9 protein-coding genes and 1 pseudogene are annotated in these 9,950 nt (G+C 65.1%); 2 read left to right on the top strand and 8 right to left on the bottom strand.

Annotated features, from left to right (window positions below; genetic code table 11):
• Positions 1-74: 74 nt before the first annotated feature.
• The 7 genes from C443_RS08925 to C443_RS08895 all read right to left on the bottom strand — a co-directional run bounded on the left by C443_RS08925 (position 75) and on the right by C443_RS08895 (position 7,476).
• Positions 75-350, bottom strand: a complete 276-nt coding sequence (locus tag C443_RS08925) for a cation:proton antiporter (protein ID WP_005535719.1) — start codon at positions 348-350, stop codon at positions 75-77.
• The gene (locus tag C443_RS08920; RefSeq protein WP_049943980.1) at positions 343-1,386 is read right to left on the bottom strand and encodes a monovalent cation/H+ antiporter subunit E; all 1,044 of its coding nucleotides are present in this window, start codon (positions 1,384-1,386) and stop codon (positions 343-345) included. The genes C443_RS08925 and C443_RS08920 overlap by 8 nt, the downstream gene beginning before the upstream one ends.
• Before the next feature lie 151 nt (positions 1,387-1,537).
• On the bottom strand, positions 1,538-2,704 hold the full coding sequence (coaBC, locus tag C443_RS08915; RefSeq protein WP_005535714.1) for a bifunctional phosphopantothenoylcysteine decarboxylase/phosphopantothenate--cysteine ligase CoaBC: 1,167 nt from the start codon (positions 2,702-2,704) through the stop codon (positions 1,538-1,540).
• 50 nt (positions 2,705-2,754) lie between these two features.
• Complete coding sequence (locus tag C443_RS08910) at positions 2,755-4,311, bottom strand: DUF7519 family protein (RefSeq protein WP_005535713.1); 1,557 nt, start codon at positions 4,309-4,311, stop codon at positions 2,755-2,757.
• A complete protein-coding gene (locus C443_RS08905) occupies positions 4,308-5,621 on the bottom strand; it encodes a DUF58 domain-containing protein (RefSeq protein ID WP_005535712.1) in 1,314 nt (437 codons plus the stop codon). The genes C443_RS08910 and C443_RS08905 overlap by 4 nt, the downstream gene beginning before the upstream one ends.
• Positions 5,618-6,364, bottom strand: a complete 747-nt coding sequence (locus C443_RS08900; RefSeq protein WP_005535710.1) for a DUF7269 family protein — start codon at positions 6,362-6,364, stop codon at positions 5,618-5,620. Before C443_RS08900 ends, C443_RS08905 begins: the two co-directional genes overlap by 4 nt.
• Positions 6,364-7,476, bottom strand: coding sequence for a DUF4129 domain-containing protein (locus tag C443_RS08895; RefSeq protein ID WP_167321079.1), 1,113 nt, complete (start codon positions 7,474-7,476; stop codon positions 6,364-6,366). The genes C443_RS08900 and C443_RS08895 overlap by 1 nt, the downstream gene beginning before the upstream one ends.
• A gap of 101 nt (positions 7,477-7,577) precedes the next feature.
• Here C443_RS08895 and C443_RS08890 point away from each other — a divergent pair, with 101 nt between their 5' ends.
• On the top strand, positions 7,578-8,633 hold the full coding sequence (locus C443_RS08890; RefSeq protein WP_005535708.1) for a M48 family metalloprotease: 1,056 nt from the start codon (positions 7,578-7,580) through the stop codon (positions 8,631-8,633).
• 65 nt (positions 8,634-8,698) lie between these two features.
• Here the strand turns inward: C443_RS08890 and C443_RS08885 are convergent, their stop codons facing one another.
• Positions 8,699-9,439, bottom strand: a complete 741-nt coding sequence (locus tag C443_RS08885) for an NAD(P)/FAD-dependent oxidoreductase (protein ID WP_005535707.1) — start codon at positions 9,437-9,439, stop codon at positions 8,699-8,701.
• Between the two features lie 155 nt (positions 9,440-9,594).
• Here C443_RS08885 and C443_RS08880 point away from each other — a divergent pair.
• Positions 9,595-9,950: pseudogene (locus C443_RS08880) on the top strand (peptidase); the annotation flags it as partial.

The following is a 9,950-nucleotide window of genomic DNA, read 5'->3' as shown; positions in this document are numbered from 1 at the left end:
CAGCCCGCTCAGAGATGTGTATAAGAGACAGGCACCGACCAGTGCGAGTGCGACAATGGCCCACTCCGTTGGTGTCATAGCACACCCCCGTGCTCGACGTTGAACTTCGAGAACGCTATCGAGAGCAGGAAGTTCAGCAGGGCGTACACGAGCGCGATGTCCAGGAACAGCGGCTTATCGAGCGCGCCGGAGACGAGTGCGATAGCGATGACAGTGTTCGTCCCCATCACGTTGACCGCGATGACTCTGTCGTGGTCTGTCGGTCCGGCGAACACGCGGTACAGCGACACGATAGCGAACAGGACGAACGCACTAGCGATGGCCAGCAGCGCCGCTTCGAACTCAATCATCGTCAGCCACCTCCGGATCGCCGATGTCGCTCTCGATTGTGCCGTCGTCGTCTCCCTGCCCCCGTTCGCGCGGCGAAGGGATCGCCGCGGCCTCCCGGCCGTAGAAGACGAACCGGACGGCCCGTTCGAGGCCACCGTCGAACAGGTCCTCGCGCGCACTACCAGTGAGCGAGTGGATGTCAAATGCCTGCTGGGAGACGCTGACGGTGAGCGTCCCGGGCGTCAGCGTGATGCTGTTTGCCAGCGTCGTCACTGCTCCGTCACCCCAGATGGCGGCCTCCAGTTCGACCATCTTCGGGTCGATCGGCAGCGACGGGTGCAACACGACGTAGGCGATTTCGAGGTTGGCGACGGCAATCTCCTTGAGCAGGTACGGGACGTAAACTGCCAGTCGCGCGAGCTGTCTCGGAATCCGGGTCAGCGACGGCTGGCGACTGAACGCGATCGGTGCAAGCAACGCCGTGACGATCGTCGCGGTTATCGCGCCAGTGAGGAAATCAAGTGGTTTGTACGAGCTCAACAGCAAATAAAACAGATACGACGCTCCGAAAATGGCGAGATACTTCGGAAGCGTCGCGGCGCGAGCGAGCGCGGTCGACCGTGCCGGTCGCTCGACGGGCGCAGTCTCGACCTCGATATCGCCCCGGACGAGTTCGACTTCGAGCGGCCGAAGCATCGGCGTCGTGCCGCCCGGGTTGAACTCCGGATCGAGGACGACCCGTTCGATGCTGTGTTCGTCGGCGTAGGCCAGAATCGCGTCGGCGTAATCACCGGGGCTGAACAGGTAGCGGTCGGCACCGATGACACCCAACTCGATGTCGAGGTTCGACGGCGGGTCAGCACCCAGATCTTCGTCGAGCCAGACTTCGATACGGTCGAGCAGGTCCTTGGCCTGGCCGAGCTCCGTCTGCGCGTCGGGGTCGACGGCGCGCGTGCTTGCGACGGCGACGAGGTGCAACGACACCTGTTGCTGTCCCTCTCTGGCCGCCGATTCGGCCTGTTCAATGGCGTAGGCAACGGTGTTACGGACCGTCACCGAATCGGCTACTGGCACGAGCAGGCGACGGGGTGGTAGTACAGTCACAGTCTCTGTTTAGAAACTCCAAATAGCGGTTCGTCGGGCAGTACTATCGTTATCGGACCGGAGCAACGGAACACGCAAAACTATTTCGTAATCGGTTACGCGGTCAGCCACGACTGGACAGATGGTCACCGAGTTCGTCGGCGACACGAGCGCCCAGCCCTTCCTTTTCGCCGACGTACTCCGTGACCGTGTCCGCGTCGACGAGCAGGGCGCGCGTCTCGTCGGCCCCCATCACGCTCGCGTCGTTGGCGACCACGAAAGCCAGCCCGGCCCGCTCGCGGATCTCGCGGGCACGTTCGACTAACGTCTCGTCGTCGCCCGCTGTTTCGACCTTGAACCCGACGATAGGGAGGTGGGGGTGGTCCGACCGAACGGTGTCGATGAGCTTCGGCGTCGGCTGTAGCGCCAGTGTCAATTCCGCCTGCCCGCTCTTGATCTTCTCAGGTGCTTGCTCGACGGTGTAATCCGAGATGGCGGCTGCCGAGACCAGCGCATCGGCCGAGTCGGCGATCTGACGGACGGCTTCGGTCATTTCCCCGGCGGATTCAACTTGCTCGACGGACGCGTAGGGAACGTCCGGCCCGTCGTGAACCAGTGTCACGTCGGCCCCGCGGGCGTAGCAGGCCCGCGCGACTGCCCGGCCGGTCCGTCCCGAGGAGCGATTCGAGAGCGTCCGCACGGGGTCGACCGATTCCGTCGTCGCACCTGCAGTCACGACGACGTGCTCGCCCGCCAGCTGTCGGTCGCCCGCGGCCCGTGCGGTCGCTGTGACGATAGCCTCCTCGGTCGCGATCTTGGCTTTCCCCTCCTCGACTCGCGGGTCCACGAACTCGACGCCCCAGGACTCGACGCGGTCGATAGCGTCCAGCACGCCGGGATGGTCGTACATCGGTTCGTGCATCGCCGGCGCGACGACGACCGGGACGTCAGCACCGAGGGCGGTCGTCACACACGTCGTTACGGGCGTATCATCGATTGCCGCGGCGACCTTCCCCACAGTGTTTGCCGTCGCGGGCGCGAGCAAGAGGACATCGCCCCAGCCCGAGCGCCCGCAGAGGTCGACGTGTTCGACACTGCCAGTGATTTCAGTAATCACCTGATTGTCTGTCGCGAACTCAAGCGCCCACGGGTGGATGATACCTGTCGCGCTATCGGTCATCACGGCTCGGACGGACGCCCCCTGCCGTCGGAGTTCGTGTGCGAGCTCCACCGTCTTGACGGCCGCGATAGACCCAGACACCCCCAGAACGACGTTGACTCCGGTCAGCATACCTGCCGGTTCGCGGCGCGGGGGTAAAAGCCCCTGTCTCCCCGGCGGAACTAGTCGCTGTCGTCGGCAGTCCGCTCGCTCCGTCTGTCGCTGCTGGTACGTGGCCCACCGTCGTGTGCGTTCAGTGCGAGGGTGAACGCGGCTATCGCCAGCAGAACCAGCCCGAGCGCGACCACTGAACTGAGCGAGAGCCCGGTCGCCGTGGCCGGAACTGCGACCGGGATGAGCGCGTACCGAACGAGTAACACGAGGAGGATCGCTCCGATGAGGACGGCCGCAGTTCCGGTGACGTGGACGAACTCGCTGTCGGTCGTCTCGGCGTCCCGGCCCAGTTGCTGCCCGATGCTGCTGGCGTGCGCGCCGGCGTCCCAGATCAGTAGTGCCGCCGCGCTCCCGACAAGGACGAGTATCGGTGCGAGTCCGCGCTCAGCCCCGAGCAACGTCATGACGAACAGGAGCCCGCTTCCGGCCGCGAACCCTGCCACCTGTCGGGACAGCAACTCCGCACCGACCAGTTCGGACAGCAGCGTGATGAGTCCGCGGAGGACGACGACCGAAATGAGGACGCCCAGTAGCAACACGGTCGCCGAGCCATAGTGACCGGCCCCGGTATACGTGGGCGCTACTCGCCGGGTCACGCCAGCGACTGTGAGGATTAGCGCGCCCAGCAGCAGTCCGACAGGGACAACGATACTGCCGGTCTGCCGCGCCAGCGACTGTCCGGGGTCGTCCCCCAGCCACTGCAACAGCCACTGCCGGAACCGTTCGACGATGAGGATACTCAGTACCGGCAAGAGTCCGGCCGCAAGAACGAGATGGAGCGGGCCACTGAGGGCAACCCGTAGCGCCGACCCGAGCACTGGGAGGGAGCCGAGGAAGCTGTCGAACAGACCCTGTGCTGTCGGGACAAACGCCACGAGCGACTGCAGGCCAACGGCGGCTTTGACGTAGCGGTCGATGTCCCACCAGCCTGTCCCCAGCCAATCCAGCCGCCCGAGCGCCCGGTCGGTCGTCGCTGTGGGTTCCGGAATCCACGACTCCAGCGTCTTCGTGGTTTTGTCCAGCAACAACAGGGCGAGAAGGACTCCGGCCTGTAGCGTCACGAAGCCCACCAGCGGATGGACCGAGAGGCCGGCGACGACACGGACGAGTACCCAGGGCAGCCTGACGGCAGCGGCGACGGCACAGACGATTGTGACGCAGATACCGACCACCAGTACCACGAAGCTCTCGTCAAGCATTGCCGTGAGTTCGTCCGTCACATCGGTCGGCGGCACCAACCCGCTACTCGCGTCGATGACGACGAGTGTGGCGGCCAGCGGGAACCCGAGCGCCATGACGAGCGACCAGTAGTCAGTCGCCAGCAGCGCGGTTCCACAGAACACGCCCGCACCGATGACGATGGCGACGCTACCGCCGGCGATGCGGTCGTGGGCATCGCTGCGGAGCGCCCAGACCCCAGCTGCGATACAGAGCCCGCCGACGAAGCCGGCCAGCACTGGTATCGGGTCCACGACAGCGAGGCCGAGAACGAGGGAGACGAGCACCGCCACCGTTCCGGCCAGCGCCGCGCTCGCTGTCGCCGGCCGACTGTCGAGGTCCGTCATGCCCACCGCTCCGTGGCGCGAATGAGGGCTTTCGCGAGCGGTTCCGCGGGCGTCCAGTCGACGACTCGGACCGTCCCTCGAAGGCTGTCGAGGCGGGCTGTTCGGTCAATTCGCTCGACGGTACTGCCCGGACTATCACCGGTTGTCATATCCGGACTGACGACTGTGACCGCGTGTCCGTACGCGGCGAGCCGTTTCGCCGCATCTACCGCCCGGTCGTCGAGCAAGGGCGTGCAGAACACGACCTGTGACTCGCTCGGTATCGAGCGGTCGAGCGTCGCCACCGCGTCGCCGCCGTCGGCGATGCCGTAGCGGTCTGCCATCTCGGTCGGTGACTGCATTCGCCGAGTTCGGGTGCCGGTGTTGAGCAGCGATGAACCACGATTCCCCGACGATCCACTCACAACCCCTTCCAGAAACGCCTCCAACCGCTGTTCCTGTGCTCGATTGGCCGACGGCTGCAGCGTCTCGCAACTGTCGTAGACTGCAGCACCCACGCGGTTGTCCATGTCCAGTAGCGCCGAGCCGACCTGCTGGGCCGCGTAGGTACAGAACTGGACCGCTGTGGGCGCGTTTGCCTCGCACGCAACGGAATGTCTTGAATCCACCAGCGTGGTGACGGTGGCCGCTCGCGTCTCCTTGAACTCGACGGTCGCTAGCTCGTTCGTCTTCGCGAGGCGGTTCCAGTCGACGCGACTCATCGGGTCCGAAGACTGGTGTTCACGGATGGCGTAGAAGGCAAGCCCGTTCCCGCCGGCGTCTGTCGGGATACGCCCGGACTGGGAGAGCGTCTGGCCCGAGAGCGGGGCCGTGTCCACACTGGCACTGCACGACAGCGTCGTCTCGACGGTGACCTGCTCGGCGAACTCAACGGTCCCGGTCAGGTTTCGGCAGACCACTGCCACGTCGGTGAACGCGTGGTCACCGCGCCGGGCTTCGACGGTGTAGGTGACCGAATCCGACATTCCGGCTTCGAGGTGGGTACCAAAGCGTGGGGAGCCCTCGACCACTTCCAGCCGTTCCGGGACGCCGTCGAGGACGCGAACGTCGGGCAGGGTCGCGTCCCCGTCGTTCGTGAGCGTCAGCGTCACTGTCACCTCCGAGCCGGGGAGCGGGTCGGCCGGTTCGACGTGGCGCTCGACCGTGAGCGTCGGTTCGGGGTCGCCGATAGCCGCCTGATAGGCTGCATACACCAGCGCCACCGCCGCGACCATGAAAACCGTCGGGTTTCCGGTGACGATGCCGGCCCCGCCAGCCACCAGTGCGGCCGAGACGCCGACGTTGCGCTGGGTCGTCTCGCGCGTGCTCACGCGCGGTCACCCCGTTGAAGCCGTCGTATCTCGGCCGTCGCCGCCTCGACCTTCCGGTCGAACCCCTCACCGCTGGCCCAGTCCCGGAGCTGCATCTCGATTGGCGGGTCGGGCGCGTCCGGGCCACCGAGGAAGGCAATCGCTCGGCGGTCGTCCGTCCACGACCCAGTGCGGACTTCTCGGGCTGCTGCCTCTGTCGACATATCCGCCGTTTCGACAAGCATCTGTCGCGCGCCCTCACGGAGTCTGTTCCTGATTTCCGACGCATAGCTCGCTTCGAGGCCGTTGTAGAGGTCGACCTGCCCATCGATTTTTGCGAGCAACTCGTCGATGTCGTCGCCAACCAGCTCGCCGGATTCCGACGGTATCGCTTCCGGTTCCAGTAGCTCATCGAGCAGTTCCGACGACTTGTCGTCCCTGTCGTCGCGATACGAGTTACGCGGCTGTCTCCCTTTTATCGGCGGCAGCGTCGAATCGTCTGTCCGGACAACGGTGTACAGGCCGAAAAGGCCGATTACGACAGCACCGATGCTTGCCCCGAGTTGGAGCCGTCTGGCCGTTCCGCTACCAACGTCCGGAAGCACCGAGGGGAAGGTGACGACGAACACCGCCCCAGCAAGCGCGACGAGTCCCAACAGGGTGTACCGGACGAATCTGCGACCCGGTGTCGGCCGTTCGACACTGACGTCGATGGTCGCCCGAGCAGTTTCCCCCTGCCCATTCCGAGACTCCGCGTCGCTCATCAATCCTCACCCCTTCCAAGCAGCTTTCTGAGGGCGGTCCGAGCCGATTCCGTCCGGTCGCCAGTCGCCGACTGCCCGCCGTATTCGACCTCCCGAAAGAGGGTTGTTAGCCGGCGGACGGGCTCGGCTGGCAGCCCGCTGTCGATAGCCCGGCGAGCGTACTCTCCGGGCGTCGCTGTCTCGGGATCTGATACAGACACACGGTCAGCCAGCAGCGCCCAGGCCTCCTGCACCGACAGTGAATCGATGTCCGGCCCGTCGTCCGCCTCTGCCGTCGATTCGGCGGCCGCTGGCTGGCTGGACTCTGCGTCCGACGAGCCAAACAGCGATGGACTGTCGACGCCACTCCGAACTGAGGCGAGGAAGCCACCGGCCCCACCGAAGCCGCTGAGGGCTTTGAACGGCGCGACTGAGAGCGACCCGAGCGCACTCGGCAGGCCGGCGGCTCCCCGGAGAGACATCGTGCCGACCGACCCGAGCCCTGTTGCTAATCCAGTCAGGATACCGCCGGAGACGGCACTGATACCGGCTCCGACCCGTGACAGGGCCGCCGAAGCCGAGAGCAACGCGGTGGTCGTTACCTCCGGAATCCGACCGACAGTCCGCCCCACTGCACCGTTCGAAACCGCCGAGACGATTGTTCCCGCCAGTGCCTCCAGAATCGGATGCAAGTGGAGCCCAGCGTCTGCCGATCCATCACTCTCCGCGTTCGATGCGGCCCGGATAACGCCGACTGCGACGATGCCGAACCCGCCGATCAGCGCCAGTCCGACCAGTTTCACCAGTACTGGGGACACACTGTCTTCGCTCCCGCCGGCTGCCGGCGTTTCTGTCGCCGTCTCCGTCGGTGTTGGCGTCGCTGTCGCCGCGGCCTCGTCGCTCGTCGACCGTGGCGTCGTCTCTGCTCCATCACTCGTCGCCACTGGTGTTGGCCCACTGTTGACATCGTCGGGCACTGTTCCGTCGGGTGTGGTCGGCTCGCTCGCTTGGCTGTCGAGGGGGCCGCTCGACTCGAACTCGACGCCGAGTGCGCCGGGAAACAGCGCCGTGCCGAACAGGACAGCGACCGCACAGAGGAGGGCGAGGGCGGCACGCACCAGCTTTGTTGACACTACGGCACCGTTTCCGGCGGCAAAATAAATACTTTCCCTCACTGCTGGACTGTCTGAGCAGAAAACCTTTCATCCGCTGTGGGTATAGCAGAACTAACCCTATGCGGACACTGACCCGCCGTATGCTGTGGACCCTCCTGTTGCTCCTCGCCGTCGACATCGCTGTGGTCGCGACCGCGGCGGTGCTTCTGACGCCCTGGCTTTCGCCGGTGCGGGATGCCGTTGCCGCCTCCCTCCCGTTCGGTGGGGCGTCGGCACGTATCGCCTGGTGGGTAGCCGTTCTCACTCCTGCCCTCGTGGCGTTCGTCTGGGCACAGCTCCGATACACCAGCGCGCAGACGATGGCCGAGGTCGACGCTCGCATCGTCGGCCCCGACGAGTACCCCGACCTCCACGAGCGAGTGCAGCGGCTTGCGCAACTGGCCGACCTCACGCCGCCACGGATTGCCGTCGCAGACGCCGACGTACCGAACAGTTTCGCCATCGGGACGCTTGGCGGCGCGACGGTGGTCGTCAGCGAGGGGCTGCTGTCGACCCTCGACGGCGACGAACTCGACGCCGTACTGGCCCACGAACTCATGCACGTCGCCAACCGCGACGCGACCGTCATGACGCTGGCCAGCTTCCTTCCATCGCTGACCAACGGCGAGTACGACCCGATTGCAGACCTGCTCCCGGGCGGGAGCCGCCACGCGCTCGGGCTTGTCGCACTTGGTCTCGCATACGTATTCAGCGCCCGGGTGCTTGAGGCCCCCTTCGGAAGCCTCTCGTTCACGCTGGGGTTCCTGTTTCTGTTCGCGGTGACGGTCCTGTTCGGCGGCGTCGCGCTGGGCGTGTTCACCGCTCCCGTCGTTGTTCTGGGGCGGTCGCTGTCGCGCGCTCGGGAGTTCGCCGCCGACCGGAGCGCGGCCCAGCTGACTGGCGACCCCGCCGCGCTCGTCGGGGCGTTAAAAACACTCGATGGAGATGATGACCGGCCGGGGACAGACAAGCGCTTCGCGTACGCGGGCGTCCGCGGACTGTGCTTCCTGCCACACGGGTTCGATACGGCGGCGTCGAGCGATTCGTCGTCCATCGAAACACGGTCCCACCCACCGACAGCCGAGCGGATCGAACGGCTGCAGTCAGTCGCACGCTCGCTCGAAACAGGGCCATAGCGACTGCTGTAAGCCGTTTCGGCACCAGCCGCCGTACCGTCGGGAAACTGCTACAGCAGTCCCTATCAGTCCGACTCCTGATCGACGCTCGGATGCATCGTCGGCTCGCCCGGCATCGGCTCCTCAAAGTACCGTCGCATAACCTCTAGAGACTCCTGTTCGCGTTTCTTACGCTCCGCCTCGTCGATCTCCTCACAGCCCGGCGGAACCGGTCGGTCGCGGCCGGTGAAATACCCCTCCGGTGCGGTCCAGTCGTGATAGAAGTCGATGTCGGCGTCCTCTAACAGCGTGAGGCCGACCTGTGCGCCGTGGCCCGCAGCGACGATAGTCTGGTGGTGCTGCTCGGCCAGTCGGCCGGCCGCGTACAGCCCCTCGACATCGGTCCGGCCCTGCTCGTCGGTCGAGATGAACTGTTTCGACCCGCGGTCGATGAGTGAGAGAGCCAGCCCGTCCAGATACGACGGGTCCGACCAGGACGCGGCGATGAGGTACGTCGCGTCGTATGACTCGCCGTCGGCACAGGTCACCTCGAAGCCTTCCTCAGTTTCCGCCACCTGTTCGACTTCGCCGTCGATGAACCAGACGCCGGCGCGCCGCGCCTGTGCTCGCATGAGTTCGAGCAGGAGGCGGGGGTTGATCCCTGCCGGAAATCCGGGGTAGTTTTCGAGGTGTGCGTTGCGGTTCAGTATCGATTCACCGGTCGAGATGATGCGTGTCGACAGGTCGGCGCGAGCGGTGTAGATCGCCGCCGACAGTCCGGCGACGCCGCCGCCCACGATGATGACTTCTTCGCGGTCGGTTGGCATGGACGGATGTTTCCAGCGGGGGCCAAGAAACGTGCCGGTTTGATACCTATAGACGGAGAGCGGCCAGTAACCCCCTCCACAGGGCACATACCGGGTGATACAGTTTCTGAGACTACCCGAAGCCTCATAACGATACACCTACTAAAGGCGTCGTAATGACCGACACCGTCGACGAGGTCGATATGCCGTACGACGATGACGCGTCTCAGCAACAGAAGATCGAGGCGCTGCAGGAGCGGCTGGAGGTGCTCGAATCCCAGAACGAGGAGATGCGCGACAAGCTGCTGGACGCGAACGCGGAGAACAACAAGTACCAGCAGAAGCTTGAACGACTCACCCACGAGAACAAGAAGCTCAAGCAGTCACCGCTGTTTGTCGCGACCGTTCAGGAACTCTCCAGCGATGGCGTGATTATCAAGCAGCACGGCAACAACCAGGAGGCCCTGACAGAGGTCACTGACGAGATGCGCGAGGAACTCGAGCCTGACGACCTGTCTCTTATACACATCTC

This window comes from Haloarcula argentinensis DSM 12282 (assembly GCA_000336895.1).
Lineage (GTDB): Archaea > Halobacteriota > Halobacteria > Halobacteriales > Haloarculaceae > Haloarcula > Haloarcula argentinensis.
This window is presented reverse-complemented; position numbering and strand designations above follow the sequence as displayed.

What these genes read in the sequence shown, in the direction of transcription:
- C443_RS08925 (WP_005535719.1), bottom strand. Translation starts at nt 350, where the DNA reads ATGATTGAGTTCGAAGCGGCGCTGCTGGCCATCGCTAGTGCGTTCGTC.
- coaBC (WP_005535714.1), bottom strand. Translation starts at nt 2,704, where the DNA reads ATGCTGACCGGAGTCAACGTCGTTCTGGGGGTGTCTGGGTCTATCGCG.
- C443_RS08910 (WP_005535713.1), bottom strand. Translation starts at nt 4,311, where the DNA reads ATGACGGACCTCGACAGTCGGCCGGCGACAGCGAGCGCGGCGCTGGCC.
- C443_RS08900 (WP_005535710.1), bottom strand. Translation starts at nt 6,364, where the DNA reads ATGAGCGACGCGGAGTCTCGGAATGGGCAGGGGGAAACTGCTCGGGCG.
- C443_RS08890 (WP_005535708.1), top strand. Translation starts at nt 7,578, where the DNA reads ATGCGGACACTGACCCGCCGTATGCTGTGGACCCTCCTGTTGCTCCTC.
- C443_RS08885 (WP_005535707.1), bottom strand. Translation starts at nt 9,439, where the DNA reads ATGCCAACCGACCGCGAAGAAGTCATCATCGTGGGCGGCGGCGTCGCC.